The organism is Thiomonas bhubaneswarensis (genome assembly GCF_001418255.1).
Classification (GTDB): domain Bacteria; phylum Pseudomonadota; class Gammaproteobacteria; order Burkholderiales; family Burkholderiaceae_C; genus Thiomonas; species Thiomonas bhubaneswarensis.
The window spans coordinates 308,454-330,945 of sequence record NZ_LIPV01000002.1 but is presented as its reverse complement, the minus strand read 5'-3'; the positions used below and the strand labels follow the sequence as shown (position 1 = coordinate 330,945).

Genomic DNA, 22,492 nt, shown 5'->3' with positions numbered 1-22,492 from the left:
ATCGTCAGGCGGCAAAGTTCGCCAACACGGTGCTGCTCGCATAGACCTTGTCGCCGATCGAGACACGCGATTGCGCGTCCAGTGGCAGGTATACATCGACACGAGAACCAAAGCGAATGAAGCCAAAGCGCTGCCCGCGCAGAAGCGTTTCTCCGGGCTTGACATAGCACAGGATGCGGCGCGCAATCAATCCCGCCACCTGCACTGCGGTCACGACGCGGCCCTCGCAATCGATCACCAGCGCATTGCGTTCATTTTGCTCGGACGCCTTGTCCAGATCGGCGTTCAGAAACTTGCCCGGAAAATACTGGACATCACGGAGTTGGCCATCCACCGGCGACCGGTTGGAGTGCACATTGAAGACATTCATGAACACGCTGATCTTCAATGCGTCGCGCTGCGCGTACGGATCGAAGGCATGGCTGATGGCCACGATGCGGCCATCAGCCGGACTCAGAACCGCTAGAGGCTCACGTGGAATGGGGCGGGCTGGATCGCGAAAGAACTGCACCACAAAAACCGTCCAAATCCACAGCGGCAGCGACCACCAGAATCCGGCAAGCGCCCAGACGATCACGGACAGCAGCACACTGGCTGCGATGAAAGGCCAGCCTTCACGGGCCAGAATGGGATGGGGATAAGTCATAAACGGAGTTTAGTCGCCGGAAGACCCGGCAAGAAGCACAACACCCGGCATCGGCCGGGTGTTGTGAGGTCAGGGTGCTTGAGGATCAGTGCGGGTTTTGTCCCCACAAGCTTGTTGGCCTTGATCCTCGGCAGTGAGCAACCTCAGTTGCGGGATTTGTCCACCAACTTGTTCGCCTTGATCCACGGCATCATCGCACGCAGCTTTTCACCAACCTGCTCGATCTGGTGATCGGAGGTCAGACGACGGCGGGAGAGCAGGGTCGGCGCACCGGCGCGGTTCTCCAGAATGAAGCTCTTGGCGTATTCGCCGGTCTGGATGTCCTTCAGGCACTGACGCATGGCGTTCTTGGTGTCCTCGGTGACCACCTTCGGCCCGGTGACGTACTCGCCGTACTCCGCGTTGTTGGAGATCGAGTAGTTCATGTTGGCGATGCCGCCTTCGTAGATCAGATCCACGATGAGCTTGAGCTCGTGCAGGCACTCGAAGTAGGCCATCTCGGGTGCGTAGCCTGCTTCCACCAGGGTCTCGAAGCCTGCCTTGATCAATTCGACGGTACCGCCGCACAGCACGGCCTGCTCACCGAACAGATCGGTTTCGGTCTCTTCGCGGAAGTTGGTCTCGATGATGCCGGCCTTGCCGCCGCCGTTGGCCACGGCATAGGACAGGGCCAGATCGCGCGCCTTGCCCGACTTGTCGGCATGCACGGCGATCAGGTGCGGCACGCCGCCGCCCTGGGTGTAGGTGTTGCGCACGGTGTGGCCGGGCGCCTTGGGGGCGATCATGATGACGTCGAGATCGGCGCGCGGCTGCACCTGACCGTAGTGCACGTTGAAACCGTGCGCAAAAGCCAGCGCGGCGCCTTTTTTCATGTTGGGCTCAACCGCATTGCGATAGACCTCGGCGATGTTCTCGTCGGGCATGAGCATCATCACCACATCGGCGCCTTCGACCGCCTTTTCGACTTCGGCCACCTTCAGCCCGGCTTTCTTGGCCTTGTCCCAGGATGCGCCATTCTTGCGCAGACCGACGGTGACTTTCACGCCGCTGTCGTTCAGATTCTGGGCATGCGCATGGCCCTGCGAGCCATAGCCCACAATGGTGACCTTCTTGCCCTTGATAAGGGAGAGATCGGCGTCTTTGTCGTAATACACGTTCATGTTGGCTCCTGAGTTAGAGGTTCTGAGCTTGGGCGGGGCATCCCGCGCCGCAAAGGGAATAAAAAAGAGAGATGCGTCGACCCGAAGTCAATCAGGCGCGCAGGATACGCTCGGCGCGGCCAATTCCGCAGCTGCCGGTTCGCACGGTTTCCAGAATGGCCGTGGGATCGACCGCCTGGATGAAAGCGTCGAGCTTCGCGGCGTCGCCGGTCAGTTCGATGGTGTAGGACTTGTCGGTCACGTCGATGATGTGACCGCGGAAAATGTCGGACATGCGCTTGATCTCTTCGCGCTCCTTGCCCACGGCCCGCAGCTTGATCAACATCAGTTCGCGCTCGATGAAGGAGGCCTCGGTGAGATCGACGACCTTGACCACTTCGATGAGCCGGTTGAGGTGCTTGGTGATCTGCTCGATGATGTCTTCCGAACCGCTGGTGACGATGGTCATGCGCGACAGCGAGGCGTCTTCCGTGGGCGCCACGACCAGCGACTCGATGTTGTAACCGCGGGCGGAAAACAGGCCCACGACACGCGACAAGGCTCCCGCCTCGTTTTCCAGCAGAACCGCAATGATGTGTTTCATGAATTCACTCCTCTACGCAGGCTTCGTGCGGCGCCGGTAAGCGTCGCCTGGCTTCTGCGAGATTGATGATGAAGCGTGCAACTGGGCACGCGGTTGTCGAAAGCGCTGGCATGGCGTGGAACCGTGGGCAGCGCCCGGTGAGGCGCTGTCTGTGGCCACAGCCATGACCTGGCGCAGCCTGGCTGCTTAGAGATCCTCCGAACCGAGCAGCATGTCGGTGATCCCGCGGCCCGCCTGCACCATGGGCCAGACGTTCTCCGTGGGGTCCACCGAGATGTCGAGAAAGACCGTGCGGTCCTTCATCGCAAAAGCCTTCTCCATCGCCGGGCGCAGGTCTTCGGGCTTGTCCACCTTGATACCCACGTGACCATAGGCTTCGGCGAGCTTGACGAAGTCGGGCAGCGAGTCCATATAGGAATGGGAATACCGGCCCTCGTACTCGATCTCCTGCCACTGCCGCACCATGCCGAGGTAGCGGTTGTTGAGCAGAATGACCTTCACCGCCGTGCCGTACTGCAGACAGGTGGCGAGTTCCTGAATGTTCATCTGGATGGAGCCGTCGCCCGTGACACAGACAGCCTCGGCCTCGGGCTTTGCCAGCTTGATGCCCATGGCATAAGGCAGGCCCACGCCCATGGTGCCCAGACCGCCCGAATTGATCCAGCGCCGCGGCTCGGGGAATTTGTAGAGCTGCGCGGCCCACATCTGATGCTGTCCGACGTCCGAGCAGATATAGGTCTCGCGATCCTTGGTCAACTCGTAGAGCGTGTCGATCACGGCCTGCGGCTTGATGACCTCGGTGGAATGGTCGTACGCAAGGCAGTCGCGCTTGCGCCATTCGTCGATCTGAGCCCACCAGGCCGCCAGCGCGCCACCGTCGTTCTTATGACCGGCCTTGAAAGACTGTTCGAGCTGGTCGATGAGTTCCTGCAGCACTTCGCCGACGTCGCCCACGATGGGCACATCCACCTTCACGCGTTTCGAAATCGAGGAGGGATCGATGTCGATGTGCACGATCTTGCGCTGATTCTGGGCGAAGTGTCCGGGATTGCCGATCACCCGATCGTCGAACCGCACGCCCACCGCGAGCAGCACGTCGCAATGCTGCATGGCCATGTTCGCCTCGAAAGTGCCATGCATGCCGGGCATGCCGAGGAATTTGGGATCTTCCCCCGGAATGGCGCCCAGGCCCATCAGCGTGTTGGTGCAGGGGTACTTCAGCAGATCGGCCAGTTTGCGCAACTCGGGAGATGCATTGGCCAGCACCACGCCGCCGCCCGTGTAGATGTAGGGCCGCTTGGCCGAGAGCAGCAGTTGCACCGCCTTGCGGATCTGACCGCCGTGGCCTTTACGCACCGGGTTGTAGGAACGCATCTCCACCGATTTCGGATACTCGAACGGTGCGGTATGGCGCGACACGTCCTTGGGCACATCGACCACCACCGGGCCCGGCCGGCCCGAACGGGCGATGTGAAACGCCTTTTTCATCGTGGCCGCCAGATCGCGCACGTCCTTGACCAGGAAATTGTGTTTGACGACCGGGCGGGTGATCCCCACCGTGTCGCACTCCTGGAACGCATCCAGCCCGATGGCCGTGGTCGGAACCTGCCCCGTGATGATCACCATGGGGATGGAGTCCATATAGGCGGTGGCGATGCCCGTGATGGCATTGGTTGCCCCAGGACCCGAGGTCACCAGAGCTACGCCGACCTCGCCCGTCGCACGCGCGTAGGCGTCTGCAGCGTGCACCGCGGCCGATTCTTGCCGTACCAGCACATGCTGGATCGTGGTTTGCTTGTAGAGCTCGTCGTAGATGTAGAGCACGGCCCCACCGGGGTAGCCCCACATGAATTCGACGCCTTCTTCCTGAAGGCATCGCACCAGGATTTCGGCCCCGGTGAGGTCCTGCGCCGCCGGTGCGCCGGACTTCGATGCGGCCGTTGCGGCCGACTTGTGTTCTGTGCGATTCATGTCCATGAGTTCACCTTGTGAATTTCTCTAACGAAAGACTTCAGGTCTCCCTCTGCACCCGCTTGTGGCCGGCCTTTGGGATACACGTACGATCTGGAACGTTGTGGGTGCCGCGAGCTGCGCAAGCCTCTGGCTTTGCAGGCTCCCAGGTGCGGCAAGGAGGTTCAGACCGAACGGAACTGAGCAGTGTAGTGCAGCGCAGCACCGTTCTCCAAGTTCTGGGCATTCGACTGCGCCCCGACAAGATGCACACAGGCGTACCCTTCGCGCCACTTCGGTGCGCCAGCGCACCATTGCATAATCCTCGGTTGCCTCACATCCCACGGGCCGTCCAGGGTCCGATTCGATGGCCACCGAACGAGAACTCAACGAATTCCTTGCCAGCATCGACAAGCGCGCCTTTCTGCGCGCCGCGTTCTCGACCCGCGATGATGATGCGGCGATGGATCTGGTGCAGGATGCGATGATCAGTCTGTCCACCAAATACGCGGACAAGCCGCGCGAGGAGTTGCCGCTGCTGTTTCAGCGCATTCTGACGAATGCGATTCTCGACTGGCATCGCAAGCGCAAGGTGCGCAGCGCGCTGTTCAGCAACCTTTCCGATTTCGAATCCTCCGAGGGCGAGGGCGAATTCGATCTGCTGGAAACGCTGGAGCTCGAAGCACTCAGCGAGCACCTCGAAAGCGCGGAAACCCAGGTTCAGCGGATGCAAATCCTTACACATCTCGAGACTGAAATTTCTCGTTTGCCCGCACGTCAACGGGAAGCGTTTTTGCTACGTTATTGGGAAGAACTCGACGTTGCCGAAACCGCGCAGGCCATGGGCTGCTCGGAAGGCAGCGTCAAAACGCATTGTTCGCGTGCCGTCCACGCCCTGGCACTCGCCCTCAAAGCTCAAGGCTACTCATGAAAAACGACGCAACCGATCTGCTGCGCCCCATGGTGGAAGCCCGCCTTGCGCAGCAATTCGCCGCTCGGCTGCACGGCGCCGAGCAAAACATCACATCCGAACAATCCGAACGCCTCAAGGCGCTGCGGCTGATGGCGGTCGCCCAGGTCAAGCGGGCTCCCGCAGCGTCGGCCATCGCGCAGGGGCCAACCTTGGCGCTGACCGGCCCCTTCCACTGGAAATCCTGGCTGTTTCGCGTCAGCGCGGTTCTGCCTGTGATTCTGCTGGTCGCCGGGCTGCTGGTCTTGCAGGATTACCAGCAAGAACGCTTCGTGCGTGCCACGGCCGACATCGACACCGCACTCCTGCTCGGCGATCTGCCGCCGACGGCCTACGCCGATCCCGGATTTGCCCGTTTTCTCAAGCTGGAGCGTTGATGACCCTGCGCTTCGCCGCTCCACGCTCGATGGAGAAAGGGCTCGGCCTGTTCGCCGCCCTGCTGCTCTGCATGGGGATGATGCTCCTCGCCTGCTCCACGCCCACCCTGGCTGCGGAAAAGGCCCCGCCCGAGTGGAATCACCTCACCCCGGCGCAGCAGCACATTCTGGCGCCGCTCAAGTCCGAGTGGCACGAATTCGACCATGACCGGAAACGGAAATGGCTGGATATCGCCGCACGCTACCCCGCCATGAGCGCCGAGCAGCAGCAGACGCTTCAGCGCCGCATGAATGAATGGGCGCACCTCAGCCCCGAGAAACGGCGGCTGGCACGGGAGAACTTTCTCTCCACCGGCAAGGCACCGCTGCAGAGCCGACGTGAAGCCTGGGAGGCATACCAGAAACTTCCGCAAGCCGAACGTGAAAGGCTCAAGGAAGAGGCCCGCCACCCCAAGGCTCACCCGGGGCAGGTCGGCAAATACCTTCAGGAAAAGCACGGCGCAGCTGCCCACAAACCACCGCACAAACCGTCCTCAACGGCCTCCTCGCCCGCCGCGCGCGCCTCTTCGCCCGTGCCTTGCGCCGATGTACTGCGCTGCCCTGCGCGCTGAGCCGGGACGGACGAACAAGGTGCGCAAGGTGTGGCGATCGGGTCTGGAGACCGCGCTGTCGTGAAGGCTCCGCCACTGCGTCGCCGTCTGGCCTGTCTGATCTATGAAGGGCTCATGCTTCTGGGCATCTCCCTCGTGACCGCAGCCGCCTCAATCGGGCTTCTTCATCTGCTGGGTCTGGCACAAGGGTCGGCCCAGCACCGGCTGGCGCTCCAGGCGATGGAGTTCATGGTGCTGACGGGCTACGGCGCGGGCTTCTGGAGCGGCGGCCGACAGACCCTGCCGATGAAAGTGTGGAAGATCGCGGTGGTCACCAAGTCCGGCGCACCGCTTGGTTTCGGACGCGCGCTATGGCGTGCCATCCTGGCCTGGTTGTGGGTGCTGCCGGCACTGCTGGCGGCCGCCGTCCTGCATCTCTCACCGAGTTCGACCGCCTGGCTTGTCGCCGCCGGTCTCTTGCTCTGGGCCGCAGCCGGCCTGCTGCGGTCCGACCACCAGTTTCTGCACGATGGCCTAGCCGGTACCCGCCTCGTGCAGGCTTCCCGATAGCACGCCATGGTTCTCAATGCCCAATCCTCCTGGTATGCGTGGCACGGTTGGAATAACCGTTTGTTTCTGGTCATCAACCACGCGGGTGACAACCCGGTATGGAACAACGCTGCGCGGCTCGGCACCGCCTTGGGCGACCATCATCTGCTGCCCGTCTATCTCGGCCTGATGCTGACCGTCTCGATGCGTTGGCCGAGACTGATTCCGCTGCGCAGCGTGCTGATCTATGCCTGGGCCAACCTGCTGCTTTTCATCTCGATTTACACCATGCTGAAGCCCTGGGCCGATTTTCCCCGCCCGCTCTCGGTCTTTGGCCCCCAGTGGGTTCATGTGCTGGGCGAACCCAAGTTCACGCACAGCTTTCCCTCAGGGCACGCCGCATTCGCGTCCGTTCTCGCCACAACCCTGGCCTTGTCGTCACCCCGCCCCTGGGGCATGGTGCTCGCACTGTTCGCCATCTGGGTGGCTTGGTCGCGCATTGCGGTGGGCGCGCACTTCCCGGCCGACGTCGTCGGGGGCCTGATCGTGGGCGCGCTGTGCGTCTTGCTCGCTCACGTACTTTCGCGCTTCTGGATTCGCCGCGGCAAATCCGCATAGCCCTCGCGCATCCGTGCGGATGCCAGAAGAAGGACGTGTCGCATGCCAGGCGGCGAGCACCATCAACACTCCGCCGACCCAACCCAGCATCGACAGATGCTCGCCGAGCAGACCCACGCCGGCCAGGACCCCAAACAGAGGCTCCGTCCCCATCAGCAGCGACACCCTGCTGGGGCTCGTGCGCGAGGCGGCATAGTTCTGCGCAAAAAAGGCAAACACGGTGCAGAACAGCACCAGAAACATCATGCCGCCCCAGAATTCAGGCGCCCAAGGCATCGACACCCAACGCGACCTCTGCCAGGCCAGCATGATGACCATCAGTCCCGATGCGACCACGCCAGATTGCAAGGCCGTCAACGTCAGCGCCGGCAAAGTATGTCGTGCCGCGAGGCGCTTGGTCTGGGTCACCATCAGCGCCCTCAAGAGAGCGGCGAGAAGAATCAGTGCATCTCCCCATCCTGGCCGCCCCATGACCGAACTTGCCGACAGCAATCCCGCCCCGGCGAGCGAGAGCCCCACGGCCTGCCACACGCGCAAGGACGGCGCCTGCCCCAATAGCCACCACTCGACCAAGGGCGTCAACGCAACGCAAAGGCTGATCAGCAGAGCCGCGTTTGCCGCGGTCGTCAAGGTGACCCCATAGGTCTCGCAGAGAAACACAGCCAGCAGATTGAGCCCCAGTGTCGAACCGACGGCCAACCCCGCTCGCCACTGCGCAGTGAACAAAGGGCGTAAAGCCGGCGAGAGAATCAAGAAGGTCAAACCAAATCGCAGGGTCAGAAGTTCCAGAACCGGCAATTGCTGCGCCAAGCCTTTGGTCACGGCATAGCTCCCGCCCCAAACAGCCGCCACAAGAAGAAGCAGGACTTCAGGCACCCCTGGGTTGAGGACGGGCAGCGCGGCCTTCGGGCTGGGGCGCTTGATGGGCGGTGGTGTCATGTAGGGCCTGCATATGATGTCGTGCCACCCATTGTTGATGGCGCGTTGCAGTCGAACCAGACCGCCCAACGGAACAGGACTCTTGCGTCGTGAGAACAAATGCCTTTCTAAGCGTGCTGCCCGAAATGGTGACGTTCCTGCGCGTGTCGGAACTGGGCAGTTTTTCTGCAGCCGCGCGGCAACTCGGCACGACGCCTTCGGCGGTAAGCCGCCAGGTGTCCCGGCTTGAGAAGAGGCTCGGCATCCAACTGATCCAGCGCACAACACGCCAACTTCGCCTGACCCGTGCAGGGGAAGCCGCATTCGCCCGATGCAGTGAGCTGGCTGCGGCAGCGCAGGCAGTGCTGCAAGTGCCGCATGAAGTGACCAGCGCACCGCGCGGTCAACTGAGTCTCAGTGCACCAACGGCCTTCGCGCGACATGTGCTGCATCCCCTGCTGATGCAATTTTTGGCGCTGTGGCCCCAGGTCGACCTGCACCTGATCGCGACCGACCGGGACATCGACCCCATTCGCGATGGCGTCGATCTGATGATTCGCATCACGCGTCATCCACCCGAAGGTCTCTCCGCCCGCGAGCTGATGTCGATCCGGCAGATTCTGTGCGCCTCGCCGAGGTATCTTGCCGCACATCCGACCATCGAGCATCCCGCAGATCTTTCCACGCACAGCTGCCTCTGCTTGGGGGAAGATGCGCACGATAGACGTTGGAGGTTCAGGCAAGGCGACATCGAGTCCGAAGTCACGGTGCAGGGCCGCTATGACGTCAATCACAGCGCCCTACGCCTTGATGCCATGTTGGCGGGCCTGGGACTCTGCACCCTACCTGACTATGTGGCGAAACCGGCGCTTCTCCAGGGCGCCGCGGTGCAAGTCTTGCCAGACTGGGATTTCCTGGGCAACTATGGGGGACGTGCCTATGCGCTCTATCCGCCAACCCGTTTTGTTCCGCCAGCTCTGCGAGCGCTGATCGACCATCTCGTTGCATCGATGGCGTGACCATGAAAAACGCCCCGAGGATGGGGCGTTTTTACTACTAAGAACCAGCGCGCATCAGGTGAACTTGCGCGTGGCCATGAAGCGGTCGAACTCGTTGTCCGCGAAGCGGAACCAGAGAATGTCGTCGTTGCGGAACTTGTACCAGTCGGTGTAGACCTTCTTCCAGTTGGGATTGCTGGCCGAGAGTTCGTTGTAAATCTCGTTGGACGCTTTGAAGGCCGCCTCCATCACGTCCTTCGGGAAGCCCTGCAGCTTGGCGCCCTTGCCCACAAGTTCCTTGAGCGCCGGCGGGTTCTTGGCGTCGTACATGGCCTGCATATTGATGTGCGCGTGCGATGCGGCAATCTCGACGATAGCCTTGTACTCCGGCGAAAGGGCGTTGTAGGCCTTCTGGTTGACGAACAGATCGAGTTCGGGGCCGCCTTCCCACCAGCCCGGATACAGATAGTTCTTCGCCACTTTGTAGAAGCCCAGCTTCAGATCGTCATAAGGACCGATCCACTCGGCCGCGTCGATGGTGCCCTTCTCCAGCGAGGGGTAGATATCGCCGCCGGGAATGTTCTGAGGCACCACGCCGATGCGCTCCATCACCTTACCGGCGAAACCGCCGATGCGCATCTTCAGGCCCTTCATGTCGGCCAGGCTCTTGATCGGTTTGCGGAACCAGCCGCCCATCTGCGCCCCGGTGTTGCCCATGGGGAAGCTGATGATGTTGTAGTTCGCATAGAACTCGCGCATGAGCTTGAGGCCATTGCCCTGATACATCCAGGCGCTCATCTGGCGGGAGTTCATGCCGAAGGGTACGGCGCAGCCCAGCGCGAAGGTCGGGTCCTTGCCGAAGAAGTAGTACGGCGCGGTGTGGCAGCACTCCACCGTGCCTTGCTGCACGGCATCGACCACGCCGAACGGCGGAACGAGTTCGCCGCCGGCGTGCACACTGATCTCGAACTTGCCGCCCGACGCTTCCTTGACCTTCTGGGCGAAGATGTTGGCCGCACCGAAGATGGTGTCGAGTGAGTTGGGGAAGCTCGAGGCCAGGCGCCAACGCACCGCCTGCTGAGCCATGACGACGGCCGGGGCGGTACCTGCGGCCAGAATACCGGCGAGGCCGGCGTGTTTGACGAATGAACGGCGTTCCATGGGGTCTCCTAGTAAATAAGTCACTCTTGATACAGATGATTCATTTCATATCAAGATGAATCAAATTGTATTGATCCCGTCCAAGGACTCGTAAAAAAGCCCGCCTGAGCGGGCTTGTGAACGCGATACACCTCTGCCTCAGGTGAGCTTGCGCGTGGACATGAAGCGGTCGAATTCATTCTCGGCAAAGCGGAACCAGAGGATCTCGTCGTTGCGGAACTTGACCCAGTCGGTGTAGACCTTGCGCCAGTGCGGGTTGCTCGAAGACAGCTCGTTGTAGACGTCATTGGCCGCCTTGTACGCCGCCTCCATCACGTCCTTGGGGAAGCCCTGTAGCTTGGCGCCCTTGCCCACCAGTTCCTTGAGCGCCGGAGGGTTTTTGGCGTCATAGGCGGCCTGCATATTGACGTGGGCGTAGGCCGTCGCGGCATCGACGGCCGCCTTGTAGTCGGCCGGCAGGGCGTTGTAGGCCTTCTGGTTGACATAGAGGTCAAGCTCAAGGCCGCCTTCCCACCAGCCCGGATAAAGATAGTTCTTCGCCACCTTGTAGAAACCCAGCTTCAGATCGTCATAAGGACCTATCCACTCCGCGGCGTCGATGGTGCCCTTCTCCAGCGAGGGGTAGATATCGCCGCCGGGAATGTTCTGCGGCACCACGCCGATGCGCTCGATCACCTTGCCGGCAAAACCGCCGATGCGCATCTTCAGGCCCTTCATGTCGGCCAGGCTCTTGATGGGCTTGCGGAACCAGCCGCCCATCTGCGCCCCGGTGTTGCCGCACGGGAAGTTGATGAAGTTGTATTGGCTGTAAAACTCGCGCATGAGCTTGAGGCCGTTGCCCTGGAACATCCACGCCGTCATCTGGCGCGAGTTGAAACCGAACGGCACGGTGCCGCCCAGCGCGAAGGTCGGGTCTTTGCCGAAGAAGTAGTACGGCGCGGTGTGGCAGCACTCCACCGTGCCTTGCTGCACGGCATCGACCACGCCGAACGCAGGCACCAGTTCACCGGCGGCGTGCACCGAGATGTCGAACTTGCCGTTGGTCAGTTCCTTGACCTTTTGTGCGAACACGTTGGCCGCGCCATAGATCGTGTCGAGCGAGTTGGGAAAGCTGGAGGCCAGGCGCCAGCGCACCGCCTGCTGGGCCATGACGGCCGGCGCGGAACCGGCGGCAAGAATACCGGCAAGGCCGGCGTGTTTGACGAACGAACGACGTTCCATGGAGTCTCCGAAAAGGAAAGTGAAAGGTACCGGGCTGTGATTTCTTGTACAGCGCGAAGCTGCTGACCCGATGGATAGATCGTAACTTCTGTAACTATCCGCATCCTTACGGGTAAGCGCGAACGATTCCTGACCTCGGCGTAAAGCTGCTTTGCCTTGGAGACATCCATTTGCGCAGAGCACAGACCACGAAAAAGCCGCCCGAAGGCGGCCTCGCATCTGCGGCGCAGAACGATCAGCCCGCGCCACCCACGGTCATCTCTTCGATCAGCACGGAGCCCGTGGTCTTGCTGCCGTAGGTGTGGGTGTCGGCGCCGACGGCGACCACCTGACGCATCATGTCGCGCAGATTGCCCGCGATGGTGATCTCCTGAACCGGGTAACGGATCTTGCCGCCCTCCACCCAGAACCCCATGACCCCACGCGAATAGTCGCCGGTGACGTAGTTGACGCCATGACCCATGAGCTCGATGGCGAACAGCCCGGTACCGAGCTTGCGCAGCATGGCGGGCAAATCATCCTTGGGCTGGGTGAGTCGGCTCTGCAGGCGCAGGTTGTGAGCGCCACCGGCATTGCCCGTGGTCTGCATGCCCAGCTTGCGTGCGGAGTAGGTGCCCAGCAGATAGCCCTGCACCACGCCGCCTTCCACCAAGGTGCGCTTGGCGGTCGCCACGCCTTCGCTGTCGAACGGGGCACTGCCACGACGCTTGGGCAGGGTTGGATCTTCGATCAGATCAATGTGGTCGGCCCAGACCTGCTGTCCCATGCTGCCCTGCAGAAACGAGGATTTGCGATACAGCGCCCCGCCGCTGATGGCATGAGTGAAGCTGCCGATCAGGCCCGAGGCCAGAGGGGACTCGAACAGCACCGGGCACTTGCGCGTCGAGAGCTTGCGTGCTTTCAGGCGCGACAAGGCCCGCTCGGCGGCATAGCGACCCACGGCCTCGGGCGTGGCCAGATCGGCAGGGTCGCATTCAGAAGTCCACCAATAATCGCGCTGCATGTCGTCGCCGCTGCCGGCGATCGGCGCGCACGACAGGCTGTGCGAGGACGAGGCGTAGCCGTCGCAGAAACTGCGGCTGTTGGCCAGCACGAAGTGCGATTCCTGCGCCGAGACGCTGGCGCCCTCGCTGTTGCGAATGCGCGGGTCGACGGCAAAAGCGGCCCGCTCGGCACGCAAGGCCAGCTTGGCTGCGGCCTGCGGGGTGAGATCCCAGGGGTAATAGAGGTCCAGGTTTGATGCGGTGCGGCCGATGGCCAGTTGCTCGGCTTCGGGCAGTCCGGCGCAATCATCCTCGGCGGTATAGCGGGCGATATCGAAAGCTGCCTGAGCGGTGCGAGCGATGGCCTCGGCGGAAAAATCGGAGGTGCTGGCATGGCCGCGACGCTGGCCGTCGTACACGGTGATGGACAGACTCTTGTCGCGGTTGTGCTCCACGTTCTCGGTCTGGCCGTTGCGCACGCCGACCGACATGCCTTGGCCCTCGGACACTTCGATCTGCGCATCCGAGGCTCCGGCTTTGCGCGCCAGATCGAGAGCCTGCTGGGCGAGATCCTGAAATTGTGCTTTGCTGTAGGCGAAACGTCCCACGATATGGCATTCCTTTTTAGCGGCCCGGCGCGCTATCCGGGATGGACAGGCGACCAGAGCGCGCATCAACCCGGCAGATAATAAGAGCCATGAAATTCCCGCATCGCCCCATCGACTCTACCGAAGAGCAAACCGATGACCGCCCGCCGAGCAAAAGCCAGGTCAAGCGCGACATGCTCGCGCTGCAGGAGTTGGGTGAGCAGCTCATCGCCCTGCCCTCGCACACCATTCGCCAATCCGACCTGCCCGACGCCTTGCGCGAAGCCGTGCTCGAAGCCCAGCGCATCACCGCCCACGGCGCGCGCAAGCGGCAGACGCTTTACGTCGGCAAACTGATGCGCACTGCCGATGCCGACGCGGTGCGCGCCTTCCTCGCCGCCGCGCGCCAGGACGACCGCGCCAGCGTGGCCCGCATGCACGCGCTGGAACGCTGGCGCGACACCCTGCTGGCCGACGACGACGCGCAAACCGCCTTCCTCGCCAAATTCCCCGGCACCGACGCCCAGCAACTGCGCCAGCTCGTGCGCGGCGCCCGCGCCGAAATCGGTACAGACAAACCGCCGCGGCTGACCCGCCAGTTGTTCCAGTTCGTCAAGGCGGCCATCGCCGCCCACGATACCCCTAGCCACCCTGCAGACGATGAACCTCTCCCCAGCTTCTGAACCCCTCGTCCAGGCCGATGCACTGCGCATCGGCATCGTCTCCATCAGCGACCGCGCCAGCAGCGGCATCTACGAAGACAAAGGTCTGCCCGCGCTGCGCGAATGGCTCAGCCGCGCGCTGCGCAACCCCATCACCTGGGAAGAGCGGCTGATTCCCGACGACCGTCTGCAAATCGCCTCCACCCTGGTCGACCTGGTGGACACGCAGCATTGCGATCTGGTGCTGACCACCGGCGGCACCGGCCCCGCGCCGCGCGACGTCACCCCCGAGGCGACGCTCGACGTCGCCGACCGCGAAATGCCGGGCTTCGGCGAGCAGATGCGCCGCATCAGCCTGCACTTCGTGCCCACCGCCATCCTGTCGCGGCAGACCGCGGTCATTCGCGGACGCACCCTCATCATCAACCTGCCGGGACAGCCCAAATCCATCGCTGAAACCCTCGAAGGCGTGCGCGATGCTGAAGGGGCCCAAGTCGTGCCAGGGCTGTTCGCCGCAGTGCCTTACTGCGTCGACTTGATCGGCGGCCCCTACATGGAGACCGACCCCGCCGTCTGCGTGGCCTTCCGTCCGAAGTCGGCGCAGCGCCCGCCCAGCACGGCGGGCTGATTCTGCCGCATCGCAACCGGGATGCAGCGCACCCGGTGTCCTTGCGTTATGCTCGAAATGCACAACGACAGGAGACCTCCATGCACTCACTGAAATTCGCCCGCCATACCCTGACCGCCTTGGTTCTTACCGCGGCTTGCGTTGGTACCGCAGCACAAGCCGAAACCCTGACCGTCTTTGCCGCCGGCACGCTGGGCAAGACCTTCACCACCCTGGCGCGCGGCTTCGAAAAGCTGCACCCGGGGGTGACGGTGCAACCGCAGTTCGGCGGCAGCGTCAAAATGGTCAAGCAGGTCACCGTGCTGCATCAACCGGCCGATGTGGTCGCCGTGGCCGACTACTCGGTCATTCCCAAATACATGTTCAAGGGGGATGAGGGCGGAAAACCTGTGGCGGATTGGTCCATCGGTTTCCTGGGTAACGCCATCACTTTCATCTACACCCCCAAGAGCCGCGGTGCCAAGGACATCAACGCCGACAACTGGTGGAAAGTGCTGTCCGCACCTGGGGTGCAGATCGGGCGCTCCAACCCCGACACCGATCCCTCGGGCTACCAGACCCTGCAGATGCTCGATCTGGCCAGCAAGTATTACAAGCAACCCGACCTCGAAGCCAAGGTGCTCGCCAACTCGCCGCAGAGCAATATGCGCGATACCGAAACCGACCTGATCTCGGCGCTCGAACTCGGGCAGATCGACTACCTGGCCATCTACCGCTCGGATGCCGTGCAGCACCACATGGAGTCGCTCGACCTGCCGCCGCAGATCAACCTCAGCGACCCGAAGTACGACGCCGACTACGCCCGCGCCACCGCCCAGACCAAGAACGGCACCCTGACCGGCCGCCCGATCATCTACGCGCTGACCATTCCCAACTCAGCCCCCCACCCCAAGCTGGCGCAGGAGTTCATCGCCTATGTGCTCGGCCCCGAGGGACAAAAGGTGATTGCGGCCAACGGCTTCATTCCCCTGAAACAGCCCTACGCCATGCACCGCGACAAGGTTCCCGCCGACCTGCGCAAACTCACCGTGGCGTGGCCACAATGAGCCCACCCCGAGAGCCTGCGCTGCGCTTGGCTCCCCCCTCAAGGGGCCAGCCTCCCTTGGGGCGGCCCGGCGGGAGGCTGATGAGCCCACCCCGAGAGCCTGCGCTGCGCTTGGCTCCCCCCTCAAGGGGCCAGCCTCCCTTGGAGCGGCCCGGCGGGAGGCTGATGAGCCCACCCCGAGAGCCGACGCTGAGCGCGGCGTTTTTGTAGACGCGGCATGCGGCGCGGTTCGTTGAGCCCGATGTTCTGGGCGTTCTGGTTGATGGGGGCCACCCTTCTGGCCTTCATCGCCCTGCCGCTGCTCGCGCTGCTGCTGCACCCCACGCTGGCCGATCTCAGGCAGGTGGCGGCCATGGCTGATGTGCGCAGCGCCATTGCCCTGAGCCTGGCGGCGGCGTTCTCCAGCACGGTACTGGCGGCGCTGTTCGCGGTGCCGCTGGCCTATGTGCTGGCGCGGCAGCACTTTCGAGGCAAGAGCGCGGTGGAGGCTTTGGTCGATCTGCCGCTGACCATGCCGCACACCATCGCCGGTATTGCGCTGCTGCTGGTGTTCAGCCGCAGCGGCTGGCTGGGGGGGCCGCTGGCGCACATCGGCCTGGAATTCTGGGGCACTTTTGCCGGCATCGTGCTGGCGATGAGCTACGTCGGACTGCCCTATGCGGTGAATGCCGCCCGCGCGGGTTTCGAGGCCGTCGATCCGCAGATCGAGCGCGCCGCGCGCATTCAGGGCGCTACACCCTGGGCGGTGTTTCGTGCCGTCACCCTGCCGCTGGCCCGCCCGGGCATCGCCACGGGTCTGACGCTGTGCTTCGCCCGCGCCATCGGCGAGTTCGCCGCGGTGGTGCTGCTGGCTTATTACCCGATGACGGCGCCGATCCGCATCTACGACCTGTTCCTGCAGTCAGGACTGCGGCAGTCGGTGGCAGCCTCGGTGCTGTTCCTGCTGGTGGTCATGGCCTTGTTTTGGGGGATGCGGCTGCTCGGCACACGTCGAGCGCCGCAGGCGACGTGGCCGCGTTGACACACCCTGCCGCTACGGCGTTTGCAGCGCGGTCGCGGCCCGGCGCCGCCGACCTCGTGCTGCGTGGACTGCAATGGGGCGTGGGAGCATGGCGATCCAGCCCGGCCGATCTGCATCTGGCGGAGGGACAAACCCTGGCGCTGCTCGGCCACAACGGTGCAGGCAAGAGCGCCCTGCTCGACACCCTGGCCGGCTTCCTGCCCGCACGCGCCGGCAGCCTGCATCTGGGCGGGCGCGAGCTGACCCATCTGCCTCCGGAGCAGCGTCGCATCGGCTATATGTTCCAGCGCGATGCGCTGTTTCCGCACTGGACGGTGCGGCGCAATCTGCGTTTCGGCCGCGGTGCGCAGGCGCCGCTCGACGCCCTGATCGACGCCCTGGACATCGGCCCCTGGCTGGATCTGCTGCCGGGCCAGCTCAGCGGCGGCCAGCGGCAGCGCGTGGCGCTGGCGCGCGCGCTGGTGGGGGCGCCCGATCTGCTGCTGCTCGACGAACCGTTTTCCGCCATCGACCCCGAATCGCGCCCCGCGCTGCGCCTCACCGTGGCCGAGCTGCTGCGCCAGCGTGGTCGTCCCACCGTGCTGGTGACGCACGATCCCACAGATGCCCGACTGCTGGGCGATCAGGTGGGTGTGCTCGACAACGGCCGCCTGCTGCAGACCGGCCTTGCACAAACCGTGTTCGAGCGACCGGCGGATCTGCGCACCGCCCGACTCACTGGGGTGGACAACCTCTGGCCACTTGAACTGCTAGAACCCGCCGACGCAGCACCGGCCGACATGCTACGCCTGGGTCTGAACGGCCAGACCGTGCTGGTCTTGCCAGGTCGGGCGAGCGCGCCGCCGAATGCGCTGGCCGCGCGTCGCTGCACCGTGGCGGTACGGGCCGAGCATCTGCAGGCACTGCGAGCCGACACGCCACCGCAGGACGACGCCATCGATCTCGATGCGGAGCTGATCGACGCCCGCTGCGAAGGGGCGCTGTGGCGGTTGCGTTGCGTCTTGCGCTGCGGCCTGCAGGCGCAGGCGTTCGCCCTGCCTGCGGCCTGGCGCTCCCTGGACGTGCGCGCTGGCGATGCCCTGTTGCTGCGCCTGCGCCCGCAGGACTTGCATTTGCTGCCTTGATCAGGGCCGCGCTGAAGCCTATTGCGGCATTTTCGCCGGCGCCACGCAGACACGGTTTCGGCCCTGCCGCTTGGCCTGCAGCAAGGCCTGGTCGGCCGCGCGCACCAGTTCGGCTGCGTTGACATAACCGGCCACGCCCACAGCCACGCCCACGCTGACCGACATCGGCGGCAGATCGTCCTGCGGCGCAGCGATGGCGGTGCGAATGCGCTCGGCCACGCTCACAGCAGCGGCCTGCTCGGTCTGCGGGCAGAACATCACAAACTCCTCGCCGCCGACGCGGGCGACGAAATCCATGCCGCGCGACTGCTGCCGCAGCACCCGCCCCACGGCGCGCAGCGCCTGATCGCCGACGTCGTGACCGAAGCGGTCGTTGATGATCTTGAAATCGTCCAGGTCGAACATCAGGCAGGCCAGCGACAACCGGTCGCTGACGGCCTGGGCGAAGGCGGTGGGCAGAAAGGCGTCGAGCGCGCGGCGGTTGCCCAGTCCGGTCAGCTCGTCGGTGCCGGCGGCCTGCATCAGCTCGGCGTTGCGCTGCTCCAGGCTGCGCTGGGTGCGCAGGCTGTGCATGCGTTCGGCTTCGGCCGCGGCGAGCACGCGCGTGGCACGCGCACCGGTCTGAACCTTGGCGGCCAGCAACTGCGAAGACACGGGGGCGAACAGCACGTCATTGGCCCCGGCATCGAGAGCGCTGAGCACGCCCTTCTGTTCGGTCTCGCGTGACAGCGCCAGCACATACACCCGCGGCCCCTTTTCCCGCCGCAGACGGCGACACAGTGCGGCCACGCCCTCGGCATCGGCCCAGTCGAGCACGATGACTCGCGGCCCTTCGACTTGCAGAATGGCCTGCGCCGCCTCGGCGTCTTCGCATTCCATCACCCCGTGCCCCTCGGCCTCCAGCACCCGGCGCACGCTGCCCCGCAATTCGGCGTCGGGCGACACGATGAGCAACTGCTCGGCCAAGGTGTCGATCTGCAGCGGCGGCGACGACAGGGCGCGACGCAGCCGATCGAACTCGGCGTCGATCTCTTTGGCATCAAGCGTCATGTCGAACACCGAGGCCATGCTCGCCATGTCCTGCGCGGCACTGGCCAGCATGGATTGCAGATCATCCTCGCCGAGTTCGAGGTGCTCGGCCAGGCGCCGCATTGCCGGGATGTCGGACGCCGCGTCCTCGGTACGAAGTTCCAGCGCGCGGCTCAGCGCCACGCATTCGGCCAGCCGGGCTTCGCGCCCCTGCTGCTGCGGCTCGTGCGCGGGCCGCGCGCGTGCCGCCTGCGCGAGCACCAGCGGAAAGCCCCAGTGGTGCAGCAGCACGGCACTGGCGTCATCCTGGTTGAAACCGTTGCGCTCGCGCTGCCAATCGCGCAGCGCCTGGGCGTCGACAGTCTCGGCAGGCGCGACCGCCTCGGCTCCCAAGCTGACCGCCATGGCGAGCAGACCCACGTCCGACAGCAGGCCCAGGCTGAACGCCTCGGCGCTGGGCATCTTGCCCACGCGCTGCGACAGATACTGAAACACCAGACCGCGCTGGATGGATGTCATCCAGAAACGCCGCAGATCGAAACCTTCCACCGAAGAGGCGCGGCTGGCCTGCATCAGCGACATGGCAATCGCCAGCCGAGCCAGCCCGCCGGTGCCGATGCGCAGCACCGCTTCCTCGATGGCGACGGCCGGTCGCATCCCGGCAAAAATGGCCGAATTGGCCAGCTGGATCATGCGCGCCACCAGCGCCGGATCTTTGCGGGCGATGTTGGCAATGTCGCGCATCCCCAGGTCGCGCCGGTCGAGCGCCCGCATCAGCTCGAGCGCGACTACGCTGGGCGAAGGCAGCGGGCGCTCCGCCGAGGTCAGGGTGTGGAGGATGGAGTCGTCAGGAAGCGCAGCGGCCTGCATAAGGGTGTCGTCGTCTAGCAATGACGGAGCATGTTACTGACATAACGACACAAAATCTGCCGGATCAAGCCCGGCGTTGCCCGCCCATTACAGCCGTTGGGCAGGGCTCTCCCCCGCGCCGACGCCCGCGCCGCCCCTCAGCGATTCACTGCCTGCATCCCCGCCTCAGGGTAGCGCTCGCCGATGGCCGCGCCGGGTGGCACCGCCTGATGAATGCGGATGAGGTCGGCCGTGCTCAGCCGCACCCGCAGCGCGCCGACGTTTTCCTCCAGATAGCGACGCCGCTTGGTGCCCGGAATGGCGATCACATCGTCGCCCTGAGCCAGCAGCCACGCGAGCGCGAACTGCGCCGGCGTGCAGTTCTTCGCTTCGGCCATGTGCCGCACCGTCTCGGCCAGACGCAGATTGCGCGCGAACGTGTCGGGCTGGAATCGCGGCGAGCGGCGGCGCCAGTCGTCCTCGGGCAGATCGTCGAGCGACTGGATCTGCGACGTGAGAAAGCCGCGCCCCAGCGGGCTGTAAGCGACGAAGGCCACACCCAGCTCGCGCACGGTGTCGAGCAACTCGCCCTCGGGATCGCGCGACCACAGCGAATACTCCGATTGCAGCGCCGAGATCGGATGCACGGCATGCGCCCGCCGCAGCGTCGCAGGCGCCGCTTCGGACAGGCCCAGATACCGCACCTTGCCCGCGCGCACCAGATCGGCCATGGCGCCCACGGTCTCCTCGATCGGCACGTTCGGATCGACCCGGTGCTGGTAATACAGATCGATGACGTCCACGCCCAGACGCTTCAGGCTGGCCTCGCAGCATGCACGCACATACTCCGGGCGACCGTTCACACCCAGAAACTCGCCATTCGGCCCACGCATATTGCCGAATTTGGTCGCCAGAAACACGGCATCTCGGCGTCCGACAATGGCGCGGCCGATTAACGCTTCGTTACGCCCCACGCCGTACATATCGGCGGTATCGAGCAAATTCACGCCGAGATCGAGTGCGCGGTGAATGGTGGCGATCGATTCGGCGTCGTCGCCCTGCCCGTAAAACTCGGACATTCCCATGCATCCCAGACCGAGAGCCGAGACATCCGGCCCGTCAGCGCCCAATTGTCGGTACTGCATTGCTGTTTCTCCTGCTTCGCCCGCCTCAACCGCGGGCATCGAGTCTTAGCCTATCGGTTCATGCTCGGATGCGGTGTTACCGGCGGTAAACCGGAAAAAGTTCACGCAACCGTCTGTTTCCGAGAGCATCCTCACGCTGACGAGCGGTGTGCGCTTCCTAAAATCGGCCGCACTCATCCCAAACGTCCCACCTGTCCATGACCGCGCCTACCCTGCAGCAGAACAACCTCGCCGATCTGTTCGAACTTGCGCCGGTCTCGTTGTGGGTGGAAGACTTCAGCGCCCTGCGAGAACTGTTCGACCAGTGGCGTGCCCAGGGCGTCAGCGATCTGCGGGCCTGGCTGCAGGACAGGCCCGAACGCGTGGCCGAGTGCGCTGCGCGCATCAAGGTGTTGCAGGTCAACCGCCGCACCCTCGAGCTGTTCGAGGCGCGCGATCTGGAGCATCTCGAGGCCAACCTCGACCGTGTGTTCCGCGACGACATGCACCGCGAACATCTGGAAGAACTGCTGCAGCTCTGGAACGGCGCCACCCGCTACAGCAGCCAGACGGTCAATTACACCTTGAGCGGTCGGCGCCTCGATGTCCAGCTCAACGCCCACGTTCTGCCGGGCCATGAAGCCAGCTGGAGCCGGGTGCTGTTCGCCATCGAGGACGTCTCCGACCGCCTTCGCGCCGAGCGCCAACTGCACTCGAGCGAACAATACGCGCGCGGCCTCTTCAAGCATTCGCCCGTATCGCTGTGGGTCGAAGACTTCAGCGCGGTGCGCCAACTGCTGGAGCTGTTGCGCGCGCAGGGCATTACTGACTTCACCACCTTTCTGCGCGTGCACCCCGAATTCATCGACCGTTGCATGCAGGAAATCCGCGTGCTCGACGTCAACCAGCAAACCCTCGATCTGGTGGGCGCCTCCGACCGGGCGCACCTGCTGCGCAACCTGCAGCACATTTTTCGCGACGACATGCGGGTGCATTTCGCCGACCAGCTCATCGACCTGTGGCACGGCAGGCTTACGCAGCAGCGCGAGATCATCAACTACCACCTGAACGGCCAGACCATCCATGCCCACATGCAGTTCGCCGTCATGCCCGGACACACCGACGACTGGGCCATGGTGCTGGTCTCGCTCACCGACATCACCGCGCGAAAAAAAGCCGAGGCCTACCTCGAATATCTTGGGACGCACGACGTGCTCACCGGCCTGCGCAACCGCACTTTCTTCGCCGACGAAATCAACCGCCTGGAACGCAAGGACGCCTGGCCCGTGAGCGTGCTCATGCTCGACCTCAACAGCCTCAAAGCAGTCAACGACGAGCTCGGCCACGCAGCAGGCGACGCCCTGCTGCGTCGGGCTGGCGAAGTACTCTCCAAGTTGGTGGAAAAGCCGCAGGTCGCCGCCCGCGTGGGCGGCGATGAGTTCGTGCTGCTCCTGCCCGACCTCGACGTCGCCGCCACCCGCGCTTTAAGCCAGCGTCTGCTCGAGCTCGTGGAACTGAACAACCAGTTCTATCAAACGCCCCGGCTCAGTTTCTCCATGGGCGTGGCCACCCGCATGGCGGGCGAGCGCCTGGAAACCACCATCAACCGCGCCGATCAGCAGATGTACGCCGCGAAACGGTCGTTCTACGACCAGACCGACTTCAACCGGCGGCAGGGTTGAAGCGCTGACGGACCGCA

At 64.0% G+C, this 22,492-nt stretch carries 21 protein-coding genes and 1 pseudogene; 12 read left to right on the top strand and 10 right to left on the bottom strand.

Annotation, left to right across the window (positions count from 1 at the left end):
* Positions 1–4: 4 nt before the first annotated feature.
* From ASC45_RS04160 to ASC45_RS04145, 4 genes are all read right to left on the bottom strand, one after another.
* A complete protein-coding gene (locus ASC45_RS04160) occupies positions 5–646 on the bottom strand; it encodes a phosphatidylserine decarboxylase (protein ID WP_055449761.1) in 642 nt (213 codons plus the stop codon).
* Positions 647–789: 143 nt separating this feature from the next.
* Positions 790–1,806, bottom strand: coding sequence for a ketol-acid reductoisomerase (ilvC, locus tag ASC45_RS04155; protein ID WP_055449760.1), 1,017 nt, complete (start codon positions 1,804–1,806; stop codon positions 790–792).
* A 91-nt stretch (positions 1,807–1,897) separates the two neighbouring features.
* Positions 1,898–2,389, bottom strand: coding sequence for an acetolactate synthase small subunit (ilvN, locus tag ASC45_RS04150; protein WP_055449759.1), 492 nt, complete (start codon positions 2,387–2,389; stop codon positions 1,898–1,900).
* Positions 2,390–2,575: 186 nt separating this feature from the next.
* A complete protein-coding gene (locus tag ASC45_RS04145; RefSeq protein WP_055449758.1) occupies positions 2,576–4,366 on the bottom strand; it encodes an acetolactate synthase 3 catalytic subunit in 1,791 nt (596 codons plus the stop codon).
* 340 nt (positions 4,367–4,706) lie between these two features.
* On the opposite strand from ASC45_RS04145, the gene ASC45_RS04140 reads away from it, so the two are divergent.
* The 5 genes from ASC45_RS04140 to ASC45_RS04120 are packed head-to-tail and all read left to right on the top strand — an operon-like array spanning position 4,707 to position 7,443.
* The gene (locus ASC45_RS04140; RefSeq protein ID WP_055449757.1) at positions 4,707–5,270 is read left to right on the top strand and encodes an RNA polymerase sigma factor; all 564 of its coding nucleotides are present in this window, start codon (positions 4,707–4,709) and stop codon (positions 5,268–5,270) included.
* The gene (locus ASC45_RS04135) at positions 5,267–5,686 is read left to right on the top strand and encodes a DUF3619 family protein (RefSeq protein ID WP_055449756.1); all 420 of its coding nucleotides are present in this window, start codon (positions 5,267–5,269) and stop codon (positions 5,684–5,686) included. Before ASC45_RS04140 ends, ASC45_RS04135 begins: the two co-directional genes overlap by 4 nt.
* Positions 5,686–6,297, top strand: a complete 612-nt coding sequence (locus ASC45_RS04130; RefSeq protein WP_055449755.1) for a DUF3106 domain-containing protein — start codon at positions 5,686–5,688, stop codon at positions 6,295–6,297. Before ASC45_RS04135 ends, ASC45_RS04130 begins: the two co-directional genes overlap by 1 nt.
* 60 nt (positions 6,298–6,357) lie before the next feature.
* On the top strand, positions 6,358–6,846 hold the full coding sequence (locus ASC45_RS04125; protein ID WP_245609945.1) for an RDD family protein: 489 nt from the start codon (positions 6,358–6,360) through the stop codon (positions 6,844–6,846).
* 6 nt (positions 6,847–6,852) lie between these two features.
* Positions 6,853–7,443 (top strand): phosphatase PAP2 family protein, encoded by a 591-nt coding sequence (locus tag ASC45_RS04120; protein ID WP_055449754.1) that lies wholly within the window; start codon positions 6,853–6,855, stop codon positions 7,441–7,443.
* 57 nt (positions 7,444–7,500) lie between these two features.
* Here ASC45_RS04120 and ASC45_RS15420 read toward each other — a convergent pair.
* Positions 7,501–8,382, bottom strand: a pseudogene (locus tag ASC45_RS15420) (DMT family transporter); the annotation flags it as partial.
* 125 nt (positions 8,383–8,507) lie between these two features.
* Between ASC45_RS15420 and ASC45_RS04110 the strand changes: the two are divergent.
* Positions 8,508–9,380, top strand: a complete 873-nt coding sequence (locus ASC45_RS04110) for a LysR family transcriptional regulator (RefSeq protein ID WP_425427598.1) — start codon at positions 8,508–8,510, stop codon at positions 9,378–9,380.
* 54 nt (positions 9,381–9,434) lie between these two features.
* On the opposite strand, the gene ASC45_RS04105 is transcribed toward ASC45_RS04110, so the two are convergent.
* From ASC45_RS04105 to pmbA, 3 genes are all read right to left on the bottom strand, one after another.
* Positions 9,435–10,520 (bottom strand): TRAP transporter substrate-binding protein, encoded by a 1,086-nt coding sequence (locus ASC45_RS04105; protein ID WP_055449751.1) that lies wholly within the window; start codon positions 10,518–10,520, stop codon positions 9,435–9,437.
* Positions 10,521–10,658: 138 nt separating this feature from the next.
* Positions 10,659–11,741, bottom strand: a complete 1,083-nt coding sequence (locus tag ASC45_RS04100) for a TRAP transporter substrate-binding protein (protein ID WP_055449750.1) — start codon at positions 11,739–11,741, stop codon at positions 10,659–10,661.
* 235 nt (positions 11,742–11,976) lie between these two features.
* Positions 11,977–13,332 carry a metalloprotease PmbA gene (pmbA, locus tag ASC45_RS04095; protein ID WP_055449749.1) on the bottom strand — a complete coding sequence of 452 codons (1,356 nt, stop codon included), beginning with the start codon at positions 13,330–13,332 and terminating at the stop codon, positions 11,977–11,979.
* An 89-nt stretch (positions 13,333–13,421) separates the two neighbouring features.
* Between pmbA and yjgA the strand changes: the two genes are divergently transcribed.
* The 5 genes from yjgA to ASC45_RS04070 all read left to right on the top strand — a co-directional run bounded on the left by yjgA (position 13,422) and on the right by ASC45_RS04070 (position 17,791).
* Positions 13,422–13,994: a ribosome biogenesis factor YjgA gene (gene yjgA / locus ASC45_RS04090; RefSeq protein ID WP_055449748.1), complete on the top strand. Its 573-nt coding sequence runs from the start codon at positions 13,422–13,424 to the stop codon at positions 13,992–13,994.
* Positions 13,972–14,601, top strand: coding sequence for a molybdopterin adenylyltransferase (mog, locus tag ASC45_RS04085; protein ID WP_055449747.1), 630 nt, complete (start codon positions 13,972–13,974; stop codon positions 14,599–14,601). The genes yjgA and mog overlap by 23 nt, the downstream gene beginning before the upstream one ends.
* Positions 14,602–14,681: 80 nt before the next feature.
* A complete protein-coding gene (locus tag ASC45_RS04080; protein WP_055449746.1) occupies positions 14,682–15,647 on the top strand; it encodes an extracellular solute-binding protein in 966 nt (321 codons plus the stop codon).
* 240 nt (positions 15,648–15,887) lie between these two features.
* Positions 15,888–16,667 carry an ABC transporter permease gene (locus ASC45_RS04075; protein WP_245609944.1) on the top strand — a complete coding sequence of 260 codons (780 nt, stop codon included), beginning with the start codon at positions 15,888–15,890 and terminating at the stop codon, positions 16,665–16,667.
* Complete coding sequence (locus ASC45_RS04070; RefSeq protein WP_055449744.1) at positions 16,655–17,791, top strand: ABC transporter ATP-binding protein; 1,137 nt, start codon at positions 16,655–16,657, stop codon at positions 17,789–17,791. Before ASC45_RS04075 ends, ASC45_RS04070 begins: the two co-directional genes overlap by 13 nt.
* Positions 17,792–17,809: 18 nt before the next feature.
* Here ASC45_RS04070 and ASC45_RS04065 read toward each other — a convergent pair whose 3' ends face one another.
* Together ASC45_RS04065 and ASC45_RS04060 are read right to left on the bottom strand one after the other, a co-directional pair.
* The gene (locus ASC45_RS04065; RefSeq protein ID WP_245609943.1) at positions 17,810–19,711 is read right to left on the bottom strand and encodes a sensor domain-containing diguanylate cyclase; all 1,902 of its coding nucleotides are present in this window, start codon (positions 19,709–19,711) and stop codon (positions 17,810–17,812) included.
* 116 nt (positions 19,712–19,827) lie between these two features.
* Entirely contained in the window at positions 19,828–20,814 is a 987-nt protein-coding gene (locus tag ASC45_RS04060) for an aldo/keto reductase (protein WP_055449742.1), read from the bottom strand.
* A 197-nt stretch (positions 20,815–21,011) separates the two neighbouring features.
* Between ASC45_RS04060 and ASC45_RS04055 the strand changes: the two genes are divergently transcribed.
* Complete coding sequence (locus ASC45_RS04055) at positions 21,012–22,475, top strand: sensor domain-containing diguanylate cyclase (protein WP_055449741.1); 1,464 nt, start codon at positions 21,012–21,014, stop codon at positions 22,473–22,475.
* The last annotated feature ends 17 nt before the right edge of the window (positions 22,476–22,492 follow it).

Excerpts from the sequence above, each read along its gene's own strand:
- ASC45_RS04160 (WP_055449761.1), bottom strand. The coding sequence starts at position 646 with ATGACTTATCCCCATCCCATTCTGGCCCGTGAAGGCTGGCCTTTCATC.
- ilvC (WP_055449760.1), bottom strand. The coding sequence starts at position 1,806 with ATGAACGTGTATTACGACAAAGACGCCGATCTCTCCCTTATCAAGGGC.
- ilvN (WP_055449759.1), bottom strand. The coding sequence starts at position 2,389 with ATGAAACACATCATTGCGGTTCTGCTGGAAAACGAGGCGGGAGCCTTG.
- ASC45_RS04145 (WP_055449758.1), bottom strand. The coding sequence starts at position 4,366 with ATGGACATGAATCGCACAGAACACAAGTCGGCCGCAACGGCCGCATCG.
- ASC45_RS04140 (WP_055449757.1), top strand. The coding sequence starts at position 4,707 with ATGGCCACCGAACGAGAACTCAACGAATTCCTTGCCAGCATCGACAAG.
- ASC45_RS04135 (WP_055449756.1), top strand. The coding sequence starts at position 5,267 with ATGAAAAACGACGCAACCGATCTGCTGCGCCCCATGGTGGAAGCCCGC.
- ASC45_RS04130 (WP_055449755.1), top strand. The coding sequence starts at position 5,686 with ATGACCCTGCGCTTCGCCGCTCCACGCTCGATGGAGAAAGGGCTCGGC.
- ASC45_RS04120 (WP_055449754.1), top strand. The coding sequence starts at position 6,853 with ATGGTTCTCAATGCCCAATCCTCCTGGTATGCGTGGCACGGTTGGAAT.
- ASC45_RS04110 (WP_425427598.1), top strand. The coding sequence starts at position 8,508 with ATGGTGACGTTCCTGCGCGTGTCGGAACTGGGCAGTTTTTCTGCAGCC.
- ASC45_RS04105 (WP_055449751.1), bottom strand. The coding sequence starts at position 10,520 with ATGGAACGCCGTTCATTCGTCAAACACGCCGGCCTCGCCGGTATTCTG.
- ASC45_RS04100 (WP_055449750.1), bottom strand. The coding sequence starts at position 11,741 with ATGGAACGTCGTTCGTTCGTCAAACACGCCGGCCTTGCCGGTATTCTT.
- yjgA (WP_055449748.1), top strand. The coding sequence starts at position 13,422 with ATGAAATTCCCGCATCGCCCCATCGACTCTACCGAAGAGCAAACCGAT.
- mog (WP_055449747.1), top strand. The coding sequence starts at position 13,972 with ATGAACCTCTCCCCAGCTTCTGAACCCCTCGTCCAGGCCGATGCACTG.
- ASC45_RS04080 (WP_055449746.1), top strand. The coding sequence starts at position 14,682 with ATGCACTCACTGAAATTCGCCCGCCATACCCTGACCGCCTTGGTTCTT.
- ASC45_RS04075 (WP_245609944.1), top strand. The coding sequence starts at position 15,888 with ATGTTCTGGGCGTTCTGGTTGATGGGGGCCACCCTTCTGGCCTTCATC.
- ASC45_RS04060 (WP_055449742.1), bottom strand. The coding sequence starts at position 20,814 with ATGCAGTACCGACAATTGGGCGCTGACGGGCCGGATGTCTCGGCTCTC.
- ASC45_RS04055 (WP_055449741.1), top strand. The coding sequence starts at position 21,012 with ATGACCGCGCCTACCCTGCAGCAGAACAACCTCGCCGATCTGTTCGAA.